The sequence below is a fragment of the Shewanella canadensis genome (assembly GCF_003966225.1).
GTDB classification, from domain to species: Bacteria; Pseudomonadota; Gammaproteobacteria; order Enterobacterales; family Shewanellaceae; genus Shewanella; species Shewanella canadensis.
Genome location: NZ_RXNU01000004.1, coordinates 224,562 through 242,644 on the forward strand (window position 1 = coordinate 224,562; position 18,083 = coordinate 242,644).

Sequence of the window (18,083 nt, forward strand, 5' to 3'; positions counted from 1 at the left end):
GGTATTTTATCCCCGCGGTGTAAAATGGTACGAAGGGTTTCAGTGTAATGGTAAAAGATGAAAAAGTTATATGATGGCAAGAGGGTTAAGAAACAGGCTCTTATAGGCTGGTTGATCGCCATGACGGGTATTCTTCTGCAGTTTGTACTGGAAAGCTTAGTGTGGGGAGAGAGTCGACCAGATATGGCGGCCTACATCGTTGGTGTCCCCTTTGCCATGGGCGGACTTATCTTTAGCCATGCACTTTTCACCATTCTCACGGGGGAGGAGCGTCATCCGTTGGATCGCCAGGATGAAAACTTCGTCGATATCTATCAAGCCAATATGATCCGAATACGAAAGCATTTTAAGGTTTGTGCCGTCATTGCGGTGGTTGGTGTCGGCTTGCTGGTCCTGTTTTTTACCACTCACGTCCCTATTTTTGGGGCGGGATTTCCGGTGGTTATGCTCGGTATCTTCTATTACGTTTTTGGATTATATCGTTGGGGGCGGTGTCCGGCATGTCATCATGTGGCAATCGATAGCAGTGGTCGCTCCGTACAGTTGAATTTGTGCCAATGTCCCCATTGTGGCGCCAAGCTTGGCAGTGCAAAGAGATAAGCTTTTTGATCTGAATAATTAATAAAATGGCCTGCAGTTGCAGGCCATTTTTAGTTTATTAATCGAGATTATAGCGACTGTTTTACCTAGGCGTTAGGCTAGATCTTGTAGCTAAGACCGAACTTGAGTGTTCTCGGCTTGCCGACATTCACCTCACCATTCTCACCACCACCCAGATAGTCGGTATCGAAGAGGTTCTCGACCTTGAGTCTTAACTGCAGATCGTTCCCTGCAACGGGTAGCACGTAGCTGATCCCCGTATCGACGCTAGTGTAGCCCGATTTTTCGAAGCTGTTATCGGCATCACCGAAGCGCGCACCCTCGTAGAAGGCACCTAAGTTAAGTGCGGCGCGATCGGTGAGTGAGTACTTAGCCCAGATAGAGGCGGTCCACTCGGGGACATCTTCGGGGCGGTTGCCTTCAAACTCGTCATGAACTTCATACTCGGCATCGAGATACATGAGCGAAGTGATGAGTGACAGATCGTCGTTGAACTGGCCGATTGCGCCCAGCTCAAGGCCTCTGTGACGCTGCACGCCGCCTTGAGTGGTAATAGGGTTATCGGAAGTGCCTTGATTCACTATGATGTTGCTTCGTTTGATATCGAACAGCGCAGCGTTGAGACGCAGCTTACCCGACAGCAGCTCCCACTTGGTGCCCAGCTCATACATCTCGCCCATGATGGGATCCAGCTCTTTACCAAAGTTAGCATCTTCATCGTCCAGTACACTCCCCTGTGGCTCGAAGCTCTCGCTGTAGTTGGCATAGATAGAGGCGTTGGCGACCGGATGGTAGATGATGCCCAGCTTAGGCAATACCGAGTTGTTGTCGGCATCGGTCTTTTCCTGCTTATCGTAACGCATACCGAGGAGCAGCTGCCACCGGTCGTTGAGGGTGACTAAGTCTTGGGCGAATACACCGTAATATTTGTAATCTTCGGTCTCAGATTTGCCATCGGCATAGTCGAGATCCGGTTGCGGCACTATGACGCCGGTGCCGATATTGCCCGAGTCCATCTTACCTTTGACTTTCAATGAACTGTATTCGTGTTTGAGATAGTTACCGCCGAACAGTAGATCGTGTTGCATGCCACCGAGTTCGACACTGCCGACGATGTCGAAGTAGAATGCGTGCTGCTGCCAATCTTCGAGTTTGTTGTAAGGCTTGTTCTTGTAGCTGCCATCTTCGGGATCGTAGCTGCCTGTCTGGGGCTTGCTCTCCCAACGTTCGCGCTCGTTATGCTGCTTGTTATAGCCAGCATCTATGTTCCAGTCGTCAGTTAACTGATAGCTGATGTCGGCGCCGTAGTTTTCGCTCTGGGCATCAATTTTAGTCCAGGGCATGTCCCAAATCATCTCATCACCGCCGATGACATCACCTTGGTCATCGATCAGAGAGCCGCTGTCCTGGCCTGCGACTTCATCGGATCTGTCATAGTGCAGCGACAGGGTAAGATCATCGCCGATGTCGAAGTCGGTCATCAGGCTGCCGACGAAGAAGTCACTCTCCTGCGCGCTGCCGTCTTGATATTCGCGCCAGTTCTTGTTGTCTTGCTTCTCTAAGATGGCGCGGTAACGGACAGTTTGCGCCTCGTTTAAGCTACCGCCGGTATCGATAGTGCCACGTACTGAACCATTATCATCGCCCTTAAGGCCGAGTTCTAAAAATGAATCGTAAGTGGGTTTCTTGGTGACTAAATTAACTAATCCGCCCGGAGTCGATTGTCCGTAAAGCAGACTCGATGGACCTTTTAACACCTCGATACTATCGACCAGCGCCATAGGCAAACGGTACTTGGAGAAATGCTGGTGGCCATTCTTGAGTAGGTTAGTGCTCTCATCCAGGCTAAAGCCACGCAGGCTAAACCTCTCTCTGTCCGTGGTCACGCGGCCAATCGATACACTGGCATCGTTTTTCAGTGCATCACCTAAGGTCAGAATTAACTGGTCGTCCATCACTTCTGTCGGGATAACCGTCACCGATTGAGGCGTGTCTAACAGGGAGACATCGGAGCGCATCGCCGCATGGGCCTGATCGGTTTTATAGTGCTGTTGATAGCCTGTCACAGTAATGACTTCGATATCGGATTGAGCTGCAACTTGAGATGAGGCACCGTTTGTTCCGGCATCGACTGCAAATGCAGGGTTAGCACTTAGAATACCTGCGATAGCGGTCGCAATTAATTTGACATTGGTTTTCATTGTTTAAACCTAAATGGCTCAATGCGTGCTCTGCTTTTACCTAAGCTTGAGAGATATTCCGTATCATCTGTAACGCGCAGTAATGAGGTGTTGTGAGAAAGAGAATGTGGCGGGGATGGTAATAGGAATCAATCCTATTTGCAATTATCTGGGTGGCATAATTGTGTAAAGATCGATAGGAAATGCTTTTTTTACGCAAACAGTGACTCTGTTCACGGTTGAACTTTGTTCATAAAAAGCACTAAGTTAGTGTTTTTTATGGACAAGTTAAATGAGTATTTGTTCCGTGGCCCTTCTTGAACACTCCATAAAACAGTCCACAAAGCTATCCATAAAAGCTATGCGGTCAGGTTGATCTCTATTTCCTTGTCGGCTGCTGAAACCAGCCAGTTATCCAGTTTATCCACCGAGCCGATACCGTCCTCTTTTATATTGACATGCAGGGTATCGAGCGAAATTTCTGTGCCTTCCAGCAGGGCATCAATCGGGCCTAACTCCCCCTCGATTGGATAGTGTTGCTTATGCAACACGATAAAATCATCACCGTGTATCCTGAATATCAATGCCTCAGGAAATGAAAATATCAAGGATTGTGTCACATCGATAAGTATCTTATTGCCTTTTTCCCAACCTTTTTCTTTATTGTACTGGGTGAAATTGGTCAGTAAAATCAAGTTGATGCAGTTGTATGGGGCCTCGCTATGCTTGTCACTGTTGATCAGAAGCATATTGTTCAGGTAGTCACGATTATAGGCGCCGGTTAACTGATCTTTATAAAAGTAGACAAACCGCTCTTTCTCTATCTCATTTACCGGTAGCTGGTTTGATTTCGGGCTGGCGACACCTTTCAAGGCTATCTGAGCGGCCTTAACGACTTCAGCGTTAAACTGTTTACCCGCCAGCAGTTGAAGCTCTTCGAGTGCTGATTGAATCGTTTTTCTGCCCTTGTAGACACGATCGGTAGTCATGGCATCGAACGCATCGGCAACACTCATAATTTGTGACAGCATAGGGATCAGCTTCCCCTTCAGACCCTGGGGGTAGCCAGAGCCATCATAGTGTTCATGGTGATGACGCACTATCTCTGCAATCCCCTGGAAGATATCCACCCGCTTTAACATCTGGTAGCTGGTTACTACATGTTGCTGAATAATTTTACGCTCTAAGGGCGATAGTCTTCCCGGTTTCAGCAGGATTGAGTCGGGTGTGGATATTTTGCCAACATCGTGAACCATAGATGCGCGGTAGAGTTTATCTATGGCTCTGTCGCTGTAGCCCATCTGCTTTGCGATAAGAGATGCATATTTTCCAACACGTTTAGTATGGCCGGCGGTATAGCTGTCGCGGTTCTCTATCATGTCGACGATGGAAAAAATATGTTGCTCATAACTGGCGATTTTTTCTGAAATATAGCGCCTGGTGCGCCAGTATCCGAGTAAGATTGTCGCCACGCCGATTAACCACACCACGGCAACATAGGGGAGGCTGGCTTTCAGGCGTGAAACAGCACTGTCGTAATAGGGAGAGAGTGCAATCGACGCCGATATTCCACCACGCACATCACCAACTTTATAGCCTTGATGACCGTGACATTTTAAGCATCCCTCCTCGGTAAATAGCGGGATAATAAGCCTCATATGCTCCTGGCCATCGATGGGGTGGATTTCGTGATGGGGAGTTCTTGTATCTTCGATAATATTCAGAGAGTCAGATTCCCACTTATCGGCTTTATTGTCGGGGTTGAGTGGCGTATTACTGACTATGCGTCCTTTCGTTCCGTAAAGCTCAGAGTAGTTTTTCATCGTCTGCTTGATTGCGTAAGCAGGGTTCATGAGTGTTAACCATTTACCACTCTCTGTCTTTATATCTCGACTGGGGATATGAGCCAGATATGAGTTGGGTTGGGTATGTTCGGTTATCGGTACATAGACCCCACCGTGGGAAGTGACCCAAGAGCGGTAGGCCAGATCTTTTTTTATGCTTACAGTGGCTTCTTTGAGTGCCAGCCTTTCGGCATGACGATTTTCCTGACTAAACCAATTTATCAGGATGGAAACGATTAAGATCGTCCAGACTAAAAACAGCGTTACTACAATGAATTTGAGATACGTGACTTTAGTATTCACTCAACACTCCGTTCTTCCATGAAGCTATGCAACACTTGATTATCGTAAGATTATCATGACCTTTCTCTGAAAAATGCTTCGACTCTCTGTTTTTTAGGCATCAATCAATCGATTTTCCCCCACAATTTCACCTCCCTGATGGTGAGTGTAGAAAGGTTAAACGTCGTATTAGATTTAAGCAAGTAGAAAAAGGTCGAATAATTAGTATATCTATTTGATTTATTTGGTGCTGTTCGATTTCTTTAACTTGTTAGGTTAGGGGGCTGCATGGCATTAGCTAAGTCTGTTGGGCATGGTACGGACGCTCTTACCTGCAGTTTATCACTGACAGGTAAGAGTTGAGGTGTTTCGGTATGTTATTTGGCGCCTAATCCAAAGATGGGGGCGTCGTAGTCGTATCCTTCGTCTGTGTAGGCGGTGACGATGGCATCATCGACCAGGCCATCTTTTGCAATGACCTGTGTATTGAAGAAGTGGTGTATTTGTTTACGGCGGCCATGTGCCGCCCAACTCTCACCATCGGCCCATATTTCATTAAACACGATGGGGTAGTTAGTCCGGGTGGCGCTGGGATGGTCAATCTGACGTGTGAGCATATATTGAATGCAGCCTTGTTCACGCAGAGCATCTGGCTCGAGTGCCTTTAATACTTCAAACAATTCAGATTCTTTACCGGCTTTTGGGCGAAATTGTGCGATAACATAAACGCGAGTAGACATTGAATTGGCCTCTTTCCATAGTTAAGAGAAGGGTTTACTTAGAAAAAATGGGGTAATCCTGTTACTACAGTATTCAGGAATTTTAGCCCATAGTGACTCGTGATGGCTAATAGTTAAACTTAACATATGAATCAGGGTGATAGTGCCCTTGTTTCTATTCATGATGATATGTTTATTGTCGTTAGCCACTCGCTGAGTTTTATCTATTCTCACTTGTCAGTCGGCTTCGCTGTACTTCTAATACCAATCGGTATAAGAAAGTGGTCAACTCAGAGTTATTTTTGGCTGCATAATTCAAGGCGAAAGAGTGAGGGAATGGTGATCCCTTTTGAACTCATTCAACACAGAAGTAGGCTGCCAAAAACACTCCTGAAAGGCGAGTTTTAGCACTTCTGATACGGCGTTAACGAGCTTAAACGTAGAATAACTATGTTCCTCACTCGTTGCCTTGCCTCACAAGCGCTAAACTCTCGCTGAGTGACCACACCTTTATACCGATTGGTATTAATGTGGCTGGAGCAGACTAAATGATTAAGTGCTCTCTTTTATTTTTAACGCCATCCCATTCCTCTGCATCAGCCGGAGCCTCTTTTACCTCAGTGATCACGGGCCAAATTTGAGCAAGTTCGGCATTGAGTTCGAGATATTGCTCCATCCCTTCGGGTAGGTCATCTTCTTGAAAGATAGCTTGAGCCGCGCATTCGGGGACACAAAGGTCGCAATCGATACACACTTCAGGATTGATGGCTAAAAAATTAGGCCCTTCATGGAATGCATCGACGGGACAAACTGCTACGCAGTCGGTGTATTTACATCTTATGCAGTTATCTGTGACAACGAAAGCCATATTATTCTTCGCAACTTTGATTTGATTTCTGTTAAACTTCCGCTAGAAAGTCTAACTCGCAGTGCCGGGATCATACGGATCCAAACACGAATTTCAATGTTTTTCGATATCATCAAGTATGGCAAATTGACGTGATAAACATATGAAAATCGTCTGCTCAGTATACCGCACCACTTTGACGTTTATTTTTGACTATACCCAAGCCACTACGGAATGCATGTTGAAGTGGTTTGGGTATACAACCAAGTAACATAAATCTGGAAAAACCATGATACGCCTCTCTAATATTAAACTCGACCTCGATCACTCTCCAGAAGAGCTGACTCAAGCTATCTTAACCATGCTTAACATTGCGGCCGATGAGCTGGTTGAAACTGTGGTGTTTCGTCGTGGCATCGATGCCCGAGCTAAAAACCGTATCTTCCTGCTTTATACACTCGATGTCACCACATCGAAAGATGAAGCCCTGCTTGAGCTGTTTGCTGATAATCAGTCGATTAAACCAACGCCTGATATGAGCTATAAGTTTGTCGCTCAGGCGCCAGAAGATCTTGGTGAGCGCCCAGTGGTGGTTGGCTTCGGTCCATGTGGTATTTTTGCCGGTTTAGTGTTGGCGCAGATGGGTTACAAGCCGATTATTCTTGAACGTGGTAAAGAGGTGCGTGAGCGCACCAAAGATACCTTTGGGTTTTGGCGCACCAAGAAGTTAAACACAGAATCGAATGTGCAATTTGGTGAAGGCGGCGCGGGGACCTTCTCTGACGGTAAGCTCTGGACCCAGATCAAAGATAAGAAACATTATGGACGTAAGGTACTCAATGAGTTTGTTGCCGCGGGCGCTCCCGAAGAGATCTTATTTGTCAGTAAGCCACATATTGGTACCTTTAAGCTGGTGAGCATGGTCGAGAAGATGCGCGCTAAGATTATCGAGTTAGGTGGCGAAATTCGTTTCAGCGCTCGGGTAGACAATTTTCATATCGAAGATGGACAGGTACTCGGTCTTACTTTAGCCGACGGGTCTCAAATCAAGTCGAAGCATATCGCTTTGGCCATAGGTCACAGTGCCCGTGATACTTTCAAGATGATCTACGACAGAGGCATTTACATCGAAGCTAAGCCGTTCTCGGTTGGGTTCAGGATCGAGCATAAACAATCTGTTATCGATGAAGCTCTGTTTGGTAAATTTGCCGGTCACCCTATTTTAGGTGCGGCAGATTACAAGCTCGTTCACCATTGTAAGTCTGGCCGCTCAGTGTATAGCTTCTGTATGTGCCCTGGTGGCACTGTGGTCGCAGCAACCTCTGAGGAACATGCGGTAGTCACTAATGGTATGAGTCAGTATTCACGTAATGAACGCAACGCCAACAGCGCCATTGTGGTCGGTATCGATCCAGACGATTACCCAGAACATCCATTGGCAGGCATCGAGTTACAACGTCAACTTGAGAAAGCGGCTTATGTGCTTGGTGGTGAGAATTATGATGCGCCGGCTCAGTTAGTCGGAGACTTCTTAACCGGGACTTCCTCTGCCGCAATTGGTGGTGTAGAACCCTCTTATAAGCCGGGTATTAAGCTGACGGATATGACGGGCCTGTTACCGCAATACTGCGTCGATGCGATTCGTGAAGCTATTCCTGCCTTTAATAAGAAGATCCGTGGATTCGCCATGGAAGATGCAACCTTGACCGGCGTTGAGACCCGTACCTCTTCACCTATCTGCATCAAGCGTAGCGATGATTTCCAGAGTATCAACACCAAGGGGTTCTACCCATCTGGTGAGGGGGCCGGATACGCGGGCGGCATTATGTCATCTGCCATCGATGGTATTAAAGTGGCTGAGGCCATGGCCTTAAGTATCAATGAGCAAGCTGGCAGTAAATCAGCGTAGGAGATGTTGACTGGTTACAGTTAACCAAATCCAACTCAACTCAATAAGGGGCTTACATAGTGAGTCCTTTTTTATTGGCCTGTTATGGGCTAAATAATTTATTTTTGGACAGATATGCGGCTCGATAAATTTTTGTGTAAGAGTACCGATCTGACTCGCATTGAGGCGACGGCACGAATTGTTGCAGGTGAGGTGCTCGTCAATGGGCAAGCTGTCACATCGGCGTCGACTCAGGTGCATGAAAATAATCGGATCACCCTCGATGGGCAAGTGCTCACCCCACGAGCCTCGCGTTACATCATGATGCACAAGCCCCTCGATACTCTCAGCTCAAATGTCGATGGCGATTATCCCTCTGTGATGAACTGCCTCGATATCGATAAGGTGTGTGACCTTCATATTGCCGGGCGTTTAGATGCCGATACTACCGGTTTAGTCTTGGTCACCGATGATGGGCGTTGGTCGTTTAATATTATTAACCCTAAGTATCATTGTGAAAAAGTTTATCGGGTTAGTTTGCGCGATCCTATCAATGATGATGTTGCCGGGAAATTTGCCCGTGGGGTTCAGCTTCAGGGGGAAGCGTCACTGACTCTGCCGGCAAAGCTTGAGGTGGTGAGCCCCAAAGAGGTGCTATTAACCATCACGGAAGGCAGATACCATCAGGTAAAGCGCATGTTTGCCGCCGTGGGAAATCGGGTTAACGGCCTGCATCGACAGCAAGTTGGCGATATCAAACTGGATATTGGGCTCGGACAGTGGCGGTATCTGACAACTGAAGAGATTAACTCATTTTCTTAAAAATGGTTTCTTAGCGTATTATCTATAATTCTCGTAGAGTTTATCCAGCGCGATAGATAGACCATTTTCGGTCACAATCCTTATATGTTTTTTGTCTATCTCTCTGGCATTACTCACACCGCATGAGTGAGCGATTAACCCCAATCCGTAATGCATATATTTATTGTAGTTAGCCACTCTCTTGGTCTTATGTTGTACATTTAAACCTTGCTGTAAACGCTTGTTATGGGTGGTGATGCCTGTAGGGCAGGTGTCTTTATTGCATTGCAAAGCTTGAATACATCCAAGCGCAAACATATATCCGCGGGCGGATACAATAAAGTCGGCACCCAGAGCCAGCGCCCACGCGACTTTGGAAGGGGTGATCAGTTTACCCGATGCGATCACCCTGATGCGGCCTTTAAGCTGATGGCGCTCCAAGCGCTTAACCACCAAAGGCAAACTCTCTTTCAGTGGCAAGCCGACGTAGTCCATCAGGGATTGTGGCGCCGCGCCCGTTCCTCCATCGGCACTGTCGATGGTCACAAAGTCAGGGGCTGATTGAGCGCCGCGCAGATTAATCTCTGCCAGTAGTTCATCAAACCACTCAATCGAACCGAACACCGCTTTAAATCCAACGGGTTTACCAGTCAGGTCTCTTATCTGGCTTACCATATCGAGGAGATCACCCACACTTTGGATCTCTCTATGGCCATTAAGGCTGATTGAGTCCTCTCCCTGAGGAATGTCGCGGATACGCGCGATGTCGGCGGTGACTTTTCGGCCTGGTAACATGCCACCTTTCCCCGGTTTGGCTCCCTGACTTATTTTTATTTCGAACATTCTAACTTCCGGGTGAGCGGAAATTTGACTGAGTTTTTCTTTGCTTAACCTACCCTGTCCATCGTTGACGCCGTATTTAGCGGTACCGATTTGAAAGACGAGATCGGCTTTACCTTCCAGGTGGTAGGGGCTCAGTCCTCCTTCTCCCGTATTTAACCAGCAACCGCACAGGTGGGCGCCGTGGGATAGAGCCAGAACGGCAGGTTTAGATATGGCTCCATAACTCATACCAGATATATGAAAAATTGAACTAGAGGTGTATGGAAAGCGGCACCCTTCACCTATGGTTATCGGGCCGGGCGTCACGGCATCTTCCTCCAGAGTCGGAAAGGCACAGTTCATAAACATGATGGTGCCAGAGGGATCTAGACTGAGTGTTGAGCCGAAGGGAACGGTGCGATCGACATTTTTTGCCGCCTTATAAACCCAACTTCGTTCGGCGCGGTTGAAGGGCATCTCTTCGCGATCCATCGCCAAAAAGTATTGCCTGAAAAATGCACCTTGTTTTTCAAGTATGTATCTAAATCTTCCTATGACAGGATAGTTGTGACGAATGGCTTGTTTGTGTTGTCTGATATCGGCGATATATAGGCAGATAACGACTAATGCGCCGGTACCTATGACAAAAATGAACAGACTCGCGAGGAAATTTAAACTAAGAAGAATGAAGTCGCTCATCAATGACTCTCCTTTATCTGTATAGAGATATCGAGTACTTGTCTGGGAGCTTTCGCAGTTAGCTCTGATATCGCCTATAACCAAGTATTGAGTATAGCCTTACAATGAATAGAGACCGTTATTCTTCGAACTTAGTTGCAGGGCTCGGTGACATTTGATACTGCATCATATCTGTCACTGAGCCTTGTTATATCCACTCTTGCCGGAGAGAGTCATTCAACCGAGTTTTAATTATTGAGTGAAACGACTATCGAGGTCAGCTTTATACCGGTTGGTATTAGTTCTGTACTTGAGTGAGCCTCATCCCCTTTTTAGGTGGGGTCTGCATACACCTTGCAAACATATCTAAGTTTTTATCATATTGCGTCGAGTGAACATTCAAAATACCCAACATGCTATGGAAGATATTGTCGTGACTGAAGGTATCCCTCTTTGCATGGTCTTTAAGGCAAGTGGTATCAATATACTGACTGCGTTGCTCGGGAAACCAGGCTAACAAGGGGATATGTTTCTGCTCTTCTGGGGCGAATGCATAGGGAAAACCGTGTAGGTAGGCGCCGGATTCACCGAGCGATTCACCATGATCGGAAACATATAGCATTGAGGGTTGTACATCCTGCGGCAGAGCATTGAGGCTTGCGATGACCTTAGATAACACCAAATCGGTATAGGCAATCGTGTTGTCGTAGGTATTGAGCAGAGACTCAGGAGAACAATTTTGAATATCACTTCTTTGGCAGTCGTCCTTGAAGGGGCGAGTTTCGCTGGGGTAACGTCTGAAATAGGTTGGTCCATGAGACCCTATCATGTGCAGCACAATTAGGGTGGTAGGAGCGCTTAAGTGTGCAAGTTTCTCTTGGAGCGGTTCGAGTAGCACTTCATCTAAGCAGTATTCACCATCACATAGAGGGTTATTGGATTTTACATCGATATTGATGGTGGGCACGCGTTCACACACACCTTTGCAGCCATTGTTATCGACCCAAAGCACATCGACTCCGGCCAGCGATACGAGATCCACTAAATTTTGTTCATACTCAGCATCAAGATTATCGAAGTTACTTCGGGTTAATGAGGAAAACATGCAGGGGACGGACACTGCCGTTGCCGTTCCGCATGAAAACATCTTCTCAAACGATATCAGCTTGTATTTTGCGGTGGCACGATTTGTCGGCTTACCATAGCCGTTGTATGCGAAATTTTGGGCTCTGGCCGTTTCACCCAGCACCATGACGATCACTTTTTTATGTTCATCATCAGCGCTGTCCAGACTGGGATGGCTGTCCAGAGTCTTAAAGCTTCTAGGCTCGGTAAAATATTGGTCTCTTGTGTATTTAATACTGTCGACCAGGTATTGAAAGGGGATGGAAGATTTTTGTAGCTGTCTGTTATTACGCCCAACGGAGGCGTAGTTAGGGTAAAAAAGAGCGGCGATGATGAGTATTGACAGTATAGAGGTCGCGATTAATTTTATTCTCGATACTAAAGACTTTAGTCTCGGATAATGCTTAATTTTTACCAGCAGAATAAAGGCCGCCGGTAACACACCGGTAAACAGAAAGAATGCCGCAACATGCCAGTTCAGGTAAGACAATGCCTCGGCCGTATGGGTTTCAGCCGAGTTTTGGATCATACCGTAATCGAATACGACGCCATAACTCACCTTGGCATAGAAAACTAAAGAGGAGATAAGAGTCAAACCGATCAGGACGGGCTTTAGCATGGGTCTTGCTGAAAAAAGTGAAAACAGAATCGTACACAAGTTGAATGCCATAACCGGGACCGTGGCGAGAAATAGCAGATTAAAGTCATCTAAGGCCAGTACCCTGGTGGTCACCTCTTTCAGGAAAGGAAAGTTAAAGACCAGAGTAAAGTAGAGTGCAACTAATAGGATCAGTTGATTCGTGCTCAATTGGCATTTTGAGAAACGGTTAAGCAAAGATGACATGATTTAAAGCCCTAGGATAGCGATGAGTTGCGGCGTAATGTTGGTGCTCATCCTTAAGCGCAGGAAGCATATCATCGGCAGCAGGTCTGGAATGTAAGCGGTTGTCCGCCTCAGGTAAGCGTATGTAAGCGCCCTGTAAGGAGGCATTTATCGGAAAGCCAAATTGGAGAGGGTGAGCTAGGCTGTAATTAGCGATTAGACTAATGGAGCTGCGATGAATAGAGACCTTGTGATCTTCAGCAAGCGAGTAAGAGCGGTTTTTCAGAACGATAGAGATAAGATCGATCTGCCTTTCTTCTCTGGTTTTCCGAAGAACTCCTGCCGCGGAGCTTCCATCTTCCTTGGCTACTTACTCAATGCACGTTTTCCTGACTCAATGGTTGAGCTTATCCATGGTTCGAATCGATATAAAAATGAGCATCACTACTGGCTCGAGGTCGACGGCTATATATTCGATATCACCGCTGATCAGTTTGATCAATTTTCATCCCCCATCTATGCATCGCTAGCCAATCCGCTGCAAGCGTATTTCTCAGTTATCGAACGAAGCTGCGTGACTAAATCATATATGGGTTATGCTCTGGAGGAGACGCTAAAGAGTGATATTCTGAGGAACTTAAATGTATTGCTAAGTAGTTGCAAAATGCCCTTCTGAAATAGCTGGATTATTAGTTGATTTGGTGGTCAAAACGGGGAGTAGATCAAAAGAGCTTCACTAATATAAACAGCAATATTGCCTTACTCTTTATAATCGCTATATTAAATGTAACAAAAAATAACAATTAGCTAAAAGCTAGTGAGCTACCCGGCTGGATTAAGGGTCTTGATGAAGAGTAAAAGAAGAGTATTAATCACTGTTTACCTTTTCTTAGCGGTAGTGTTCTGTCTGCTGAGCGGGTCCGTTTATTTTCATTATGACGTAAACGATAAGGCACATTATGTCACCTCTGAGGCGTGCCAGCAGTGCCACAGTGTCAGATATGACTCCTGGAAAAATCAAACATTGCATCCCGTCATGTTTCATCCCATTAATAATCTGGATGAGATACAAGGTGATTTTGACATTGATAGTCCTGTCGTCACCTTCAAAAAAGAGGAGGTTGAATTTGTCATAGGTAATAAGTGGGAGCAGGTCTATGCCAGAATGATCGATGGAGAATATTATCTATTTCCTGCTAAGTGGCTGATAACGACTCAACAATGGGTCCCATATAAAGTTGATAGTTGGAGAGATACTCCTCTGTCGACTAATTGTAATGGTTGCCATACCACAGGGTTTAATTCCGACACCTATGAATTTTCTGAGTATGGGATAGGTTGTGAAGCCTGTCACGGGCAAGCGAGTAAACATGTAAAGCTGCAGCAGCGACTCGCCCCGGATACCATGTGTAGCCTTTGTCATGCTAATGATCTCCCGCCTGAAGATAAAGAGATCATAGTGTCGATTAAAAACTCCGTCTGCGGACAGTGTCATAGCCGAGGTCAGCAGAGTCGAGGGAACGAGCACATGCAAACCAGCTTTAATTTTCCGTTGAACTATAAACCCGGAGAAGCGCTGCCAGCCGATTATCAGCAATCAACGAAGCAAAACGACAGTAAAGGCAAAAATTGGTGGGCTACGGGCTTATCAAAAAACAGGCATCAGGAATTTGCGGACTTTTCGGTATCGGCGCACAGCAAGTCTCTTCGAAACTTGAAAGAGAAAATGACACCAGACAGAGGTGAACTCACCGATGAGTGTCTCGAGTGCCACTCGGCAGATTATCGGTTTGCAGAAGAGGGCAGTAAACCAACACTCGAAACGGCTCAGGAGGGAATAACTTGTGTGGTTTGCCACGATCCCCATGGATTAGACCGTGAATTTAAATCATTACATGTGAGTGCCGAGCGTTGTGGCTCCTGTCATCTCGATAGTTTTTCAAATAAGGCTGCCGATACAGGCAGGGCGCATAGCCCCTGTCCACCGAGTGCGGCGGTCTGTGCCGATTGTCATATGCCCTACATTATTAAATCCGGCGGAGCATTTCCTATTCGTAGTCATGCTTTTAAAATTGTACCACCTGCTGCTACTGAGGCACTGAATATGCCTAACTCCTGTCAGAATGGGGGGTGTCACGAGGATAAAACATTAGAGTGGGCTAAGCAGGCCTTCGATGAACATTATCCGGAATATACCGGAAATGAATAGGTTACCAACAAAGAGTAAGTTAACTAAATACTTTCCCTTCACGAAGAAGATAGGTTACAAGCTCACGGGGAGTTTCCTTGTGGCTATTCTGTTTGTACTTGCGGTTGGCCTGTTTTTCAATTTGAAAATGGTTCAGAGTAATTATTCACACCTGATGAATTCAGAGTTTCAAGGCATTTTAGATGCTCATGAGTTTGCAATGAAACAGTATGTCACCGCGTCCGAGACCTGGTCCAAGCATTTAGCGGATGAAAATGAGCTTAGAGGAATTTTAAGCCGTTCCGAACTGTCTGCAGCGAATACAGAACATTTCTTTATGGAACATGAGGTTGTTTTCTTCGAGAGCACATTTGTTAATCTTCTCGACAACAAGGGAAAGGTGATCTATTGCTCCCATCAATGTGAATATCTCGGGAACTCGTTTTTAGGCGTTGAACTTATCCGGCAGGTGAGAAGAGCATTAACGACTAAGAGTGCGATTGTCGGAGATAGCGACAAGTTTGCATTTTATGCTGCCAGCCCGGTATTTAAAAAGGGCTCGACGACCGAGAGTATAGGCTTTGTCATTGTTGGGAAAATTATTGATGATAATTACCTGTCGAATATTCAATTGGGTGATGATGACATTGAGATGGCTATCGTTCGAGACAGGGCGGTAATGGCCTCGACAATAAAAATCGATGGTGAACCGCTTATCGATATTCCTCTGCCTTATTTGGAATATCTGCAGCTATTAAAGAAAACTGATGCAATCATTGAGATCACGTTTTCAAAACAGAAGTATTTTGTAACCGCTAAAAATCTTGTTCAAATGAGTGGGGGTATGCCGGGTTCTATTTTACTGTTGAAGCCTCGTAAAGAGCTTGAAAGTATCGAGTCTGCACTGTTTTCTCAATATATGTACCTGACGCTCTTGTCTTTAGTGATCATAATTGTATTAGGTACAGTCATCACCAGACGTCTCCTATCTCCGGTGCTCAATCTAACAAAGGCCTCTATCGAGGTTGCCAGTGGAAAACAGGGGATAAGGGCCGAAATCCAGAGCAATGACGAGTTTGCCGTATTGGCCAGAAATTTCAATACCATGCTGGTAACCATAGAGGAGCAGCACAGCTTTATCCAAAAGCAAAATGAATCATTGGAGGAGCGGGTCGAGGAGAGAACACAAGATCTGCACCTTGTGATGAATGATTTGAAAAAGCTGACCGTTGCCGTTGAGAAAAGCCCTGTTGGCATGGTCATCACTGACTCAATGGGAATTATAGAGTACGTCAACCCAATGTTTACAGAGCTGTCTGGTTATTCTAGAGAACAGGCTGTTGGAGAAACTCCAAGGATATTACAGTCAGCGCACACCAGTGAAGACAAGATTAAACAGCTCTGTCAGCAGGTATCTCAGGGACATTCCTGGCGGGGAGAATTTTTTAATAAGACGAGTCATGGACAGCTGCTGTGGCATAGGGTGTTGATCACTCCCATTACGAATGAAGATGGCAAGATATCTTACTATTTAGGTTCGATAGAAGATATTACCGAGAAAAAAGAGAGCGAGGAGAAGCTAATTCAGCAGGCGACATTTGATACCTTAACTAAGCTACCGAATCGCTTCCTAGCCGAATACCGTCTGAATCAAACACTCTCGGCCGCCCAAAGAGATGGTAAGAAAGGTGCCCTGCTGTTTCTCGATTTAGATAACTTTAAAGAGGTGAACGACACTCTCGGGCATCACGCCGGGGACGAGCTTTTGAAAAGAGTGGCGGCCTTGTTGAATAATGCGGTCAGAAAAGAGGATACCGTTGCTCGCCTCGGTGGCGATGAGTTTCTTGTGATATTAAATCATATACAAAAACGTGAGGATGCAGAGTCTGTAGCCGGTAAAATTATCAAATTGGTCGCACAAGAACCTCTGATTGAAAATTGTTCCATAAAGGTGTCTGCCAGTATTGGTATTGCCGTTTTTCCTGATGATGCGACTAAAACTAAAAAGTTAATGCAAAAAGCGGATACGGCCATGTATGTGGCCAAGAAACAGGGAAAGAATCGTTTCAGTTTTTTTAAAGATGAAGATGAGTCAACCGTTTAATGAAAAGTATAAAAAACGTACCTAATGTTGAATTTCGAGCACCTAATATTCAAAAGTCGGGAGTCGAAATTTTAGATCTCGATACATTTTATAAGAAGCTATCTCAGTGTAAGTTCGACCCTTCAAAACCTCACCGTATAAACTATTTTTGCTTCATCTATATTACTGAAGGCGAAGGTGGGCACTTCATTGACTTCCAATATCACACCTTTCAGAAGGGAAGTTTTATATTCGTCAATAAAAATCAAGTGCATGCGTTTGATTTAGACAGCCGTCCTCAGGGAAAGATGATCAATGTAACCGAAGCGTTTTTCGACTCGATCCTGACCAATATCCGTCTTCCCCTCTTTACGCCTACCCATCTGGTGAGTTCGTATCAGCCTGTTTTCACCTTGAGTGACTCTTTGACCGAGACTTGTGATGCCTTGTTACTGGAGATAGGTAGGGCTCAAACCCCGGCTAACAGCGACCCCTTATTGATACAGTTGCTGTTTTCATCACTGCTGGTCGCGTTAGCTCGCGAACGGAAAAGCAACACGGAGCACCTGAGTGAGATCCAGACGATGCGCTTCAATCAATTTCTGTTATCCATTGAGGAGAAGTTCACTCAGACAAGAGATGCCTCGGCTTATGCGGAGATGCTTCATATCTCCTATAAGTCCTTGAACCAACTTTGTAAGCTGGCTTGTGAGCAAACCGCTAAACAGCTGATTGATGCTCACACAATTTTGGAGATTAAGAGAAGACTCATCATAGACAGCTCTCAGGTGCAGGAGATCGCTTATGAACTGGGATTCGATGATGTACCTTACTTCGTTAAGTTTTTTAAGAGACACACTTTACTCACCCCCTCTCAGTTCAAAGAGTACTCCAAAGCGAAATAACCCAGTTCTGGCTCCGTCTTGGATGCAACCTTTTATGAGGATGTGACCGGCTTGTGTGAGCCATTGCCCAACTTCAACCGCCCTGAATCTAATGGGGCCTCCTCACTCCGTTAGCCTGATACCTCTTTGAGTTCACATAATGACTACAAGGTTCGAAAAGCACCATTTTTAAGCCAATAAGTCTATGCCGAAAAGCGAACCTTTCTACTACTTTTAGGGTATTAAAATATGAGTTGGTGAAGAGTTAAATACGCTTCTCGCAAACAAATAAAACACCCAAACCTGACGGTTGTTTTCA

Annotated in this window: 13 protein-coding genes; 7 read left to right on the forward strand and 6 right to left on the reverse strand. The window is 45.8% G+C overall.

Going from position 1 to position 18,083, the window contains the following annotated elements:
- Window positions 1-57: 57 nt before the first annotated feature.
- On the forward strand, window positions 58-600 hold the full coding sequence (locus EKG38_RS09485; RefSeq protein WP_126520019.1) for a hypothetical protein: 543 nt from the start codon (window positions 58-60) through the stop codon (window positions 598-600).
- Between the two features lie 98 nt (window positions 601-698).
- Here the strand turns inward: EKG38_RS09485 and EKG38_RS09490 are convergent, their stop codons facing one another.
- The 4 genes from EKG38_RS09490 to fdxA all read right to left on the reverse strand — a co-directional run bounded on the left by EKG38_RS09490 (window position 699) and on the right by fdxA (window position 6,493).
- The gene (locus EKG38_RS09490; protein WP_126520020.1) at window positions 699-2,801 is read right to left on the reverse strand and encodes a TonB-dependent siderophore receptor; all 2,103 of its coding nucleotides are present in this window, start codon (window positions 2,799-2,801) and stop codon (window positions 699-701) included.
- A gap of 338 nt (window positions 2,802-3,139) precedes the next feature.
- Window positions 3,140-4,927 (reverse strand): HD domain-containing phosphohydrolase, encoded by a 1,788-nt coding sequence (locus tag EKG38_RS09495; protein ID WP_126520021.1) that lies wholly within the window; start codon window positions 4,925-4,927, stop codon window positions 3,140-3,142.
- Window positions 4,928-5,283: 356 nt separating this feature from the next.
- On the reverse strand, window positions 5,284-5,646 hold the full coding sequence (locus EKG38_RS09500) for a putative quinol monooxygenase (RefSeq protein WP_012143602.1): 363 nt from the start codon (window positions 5,644-5,646) through the stop codon (window positions 5,284-5,286).
- A 523-nt stretch (window positions 5,647-6,169) separates the two neighbouring features.
- Window positions 6,170-6,493: a ferredoxin FdxA gene (fdxA, locus tag EKG38_RS09510; RefSeq protein WP_012143601.1), complete on the reverse strand. Its 324-nt coding sequence runs from the start codon at window positions 6,491-6,493 to the stop codon at window positions 6,170-6,172.
- Window positions 6,494-6,761: 268 nt separating this feature from the next.
- On the opposite strand from fdxA, the gene EKG38_RS09515 reads away from it, so the two are divergent.
- Together EKG38_RS09515 and EKG38_RS09520 are read left to right on the forward strand one after the other, a co-directional pair.
- Window positions 6,762-8,381, forward strand: a complete 1,620-nt coding sequence (locus EKG38_RS09515) for an NAD(P)/FAD-dependent oxidoreductase (RefSeq protein ID WP_126520022.1) — start codon at window positions 6,762-6,764, stop codon at window positions 8,379-8,381.
- Window positions 8,382-8,495: 114 nt separating this feature from the next.
- A complete protein-coding gene (locus tag EKG38_RS09520; protein WP_126520023.1) occupies window positions 8,496-9,182 on the forward strand; it encodes a pseudouridine synthase in 687 nt (228 codons plus the stop codon).
- Between the two features lie 18 nt (window positions 9,183-9,200).
- Here EKG38_RS09520 and EKG38_RS09525 read toward each other — a convergent pair whose 3' ends face one another.
- Together EKG38_RS09525 and EKG38_RS09530 are read right to left on the reverse strand one after the other, a co-directional pair.
- Window positions 9,201-10,682 (reverse strand): FMN-binding glutamate synthase family protein, encoded by a 1,482-nt coding sequence (locus EKG38_RS09525; protein WP_126520024.1) that lies wholly within the window; start codon window positions 10,680-10,682, stop codon window positions 9,201-9,203.
- A 277-nt stretch (window positions 10,683-10,959) separates the two neighbouring features.
- Window positions 10,960-12,630, reverse strand: coding sequence for a phosphoethanolamine transferase (locus EKG38_RS09530; protein ID WP_126520025.1), 1,671 nt, complete (start codon window positions 12,628-12,630; stop codon window positions 10,960-10,962).
- A 214-nt stretch (window positions 12,631-12,844) separates the two neighbouring features.
- On the opposite strand from EKG38_RS09530, the gene EKG38_RS09535 reads away from it, so the two are divergent.
- From EKG38_RS09535 to EKG38_RS09550, 4 genes are all read left to right on the forward strand, one after another.
- Window positions 12,845-13,285, forward strand: a complete 441-nt coding sequence (locus EKG38_RS09535; protein ID WP_246033123.1) for a hypothetical protein — start codon at window positions 12,845-12,847, stop codon at window positions 13,283-13,285.
- A 171-nt stretch (window positions 13,286-13,456) separates the two neighbouring features.
- Window positions 13,457-14,818 carry a multiheme c-type cytochrome gene (locus EKG38_RS09540; RefSeq protein WP_126520026.1) on the forward strand — a complete coding sequence of 454 codons (1,362 nt, stop codon included), beginning with the start codon at window positions 13,457-13,459 and terminating at the stop codon, window positions 14,816-14,818.
- On the forward strand, window positions 14,811-16,901 hold the full coding sequence (locus tag EKG38_RS09545) for a putative bifunctional diguanylate cyclase/phosphodiesterase (RefSeq protein WP_185826822.1): 2,091 nt from the start codon (window positions 14,811-14,813) through the stop codon (window positions 16,899-16,901). Before EKG38_RS09540 ends, EKG38_RS09545 begins: the two co-directional genes overlap by 8 nt.
- Window positions 16,901-17,785 (forward strand): AraC family transcriptional regulator, encoded by an 885-nt coding sequence (locus EKG38_RS09550; RefSeq protein WP_126520028.1) that lies wholly within the window; start codon window positions 16,901-16,903, stop codon window positions 17,783-17,785. The genes EKG38_RS09545 and EKG38_RS09550 overlap by 1 nt, the downstream gene beginning before the upstream one ends.
- Window positions 17,786-18,083: the final 298 nt, after the last annotated feature.

Bases quoted from the DNA above. Each gene is read 5' to 3' on its own strand.
- EKG38_RS09485 (WP_126520019.1), top strand. From the start codon at position 58: ATGAAAAAGTTATATGATGGCAAGAGGGTTAAGAAACAGGCTCTTATA.
- EKG38_RS09490 (WP_126520020.1), bottom strand. From the start codon at position 2,801: ATGAAAACCAATGTCAAATTAATTGCGACCGCTATCGCAGGTATTCTA.
- EKG38_RS09500 (WP_012143602.1), bottom strand. From the start codon at position 5,646: ATGTCTACTCGCGTTTATGTTATCGCACAATTTCGCCCAAAAGCCGGT.
- fdxA (WP_012143601.1), bottom strand. From the start codon at position 6,493: ATGGCTTTCGTTGTCACAGATAACTGCATAAGATGTAAATACACCGAC.
- EKG38_RS09515 (WP_126520022.1), top strand. From the start codon at position 6,762: ATGATACGCCTCTCTAATATTAAACTCGACCTCGATCACTCTCCAGAA.
- EKG38_RS09520 (WP_126520023.1), top strand. From the start codon at position 8,496: ATGCGGCTCGATAAATTTTTGTGTAAGAGTACCGATCTGACTCGCATT.
- EKG38_RS09525 (WP_126520024.1), bottom strand. From the start codon at position 10,682: ATGAGCGACTTCATTCTTCTTAGTTTAAATTTCCTCGCGAGTCTGTTC.
- EKG38_RS09530 (WP_126520025.1), bottom strand. From the start codon at position 12,630: ATGTCATCTTTGCTTAACCGTTTCTCAAAATGCCAATTGAGCACGAAT.
- EKG38_RS09535 (WP_246033123.1), top strand. From the start codon at position 12,845: ATGAATAGAGACCTTGTGATCTTCAGCAAGCGAGTAAGAGCGGTTTTT.
- EKG38_RS09540 (WP_126520026.1), top strand. From the start codon at position 13,457: ATGAAGAGTAAAAGAAGAGTATTAATCACTGTTTACCTTTTCTTAGCG.
- EKG38_RS09545 (WP_185826822.1), top strand. From the start codon at position 14,811: ATGAATAGGTTACCAACAAAGAGTAAGTTAACTAAATACTTTCCCTTC.
- EKG38_RS09550 (WP_126520028.1), top strand. From the start codon at position 16,901: ATGAAAAGTATAAAAAACGTACCTAATGTTGAATTTCGAGCACCTAAT.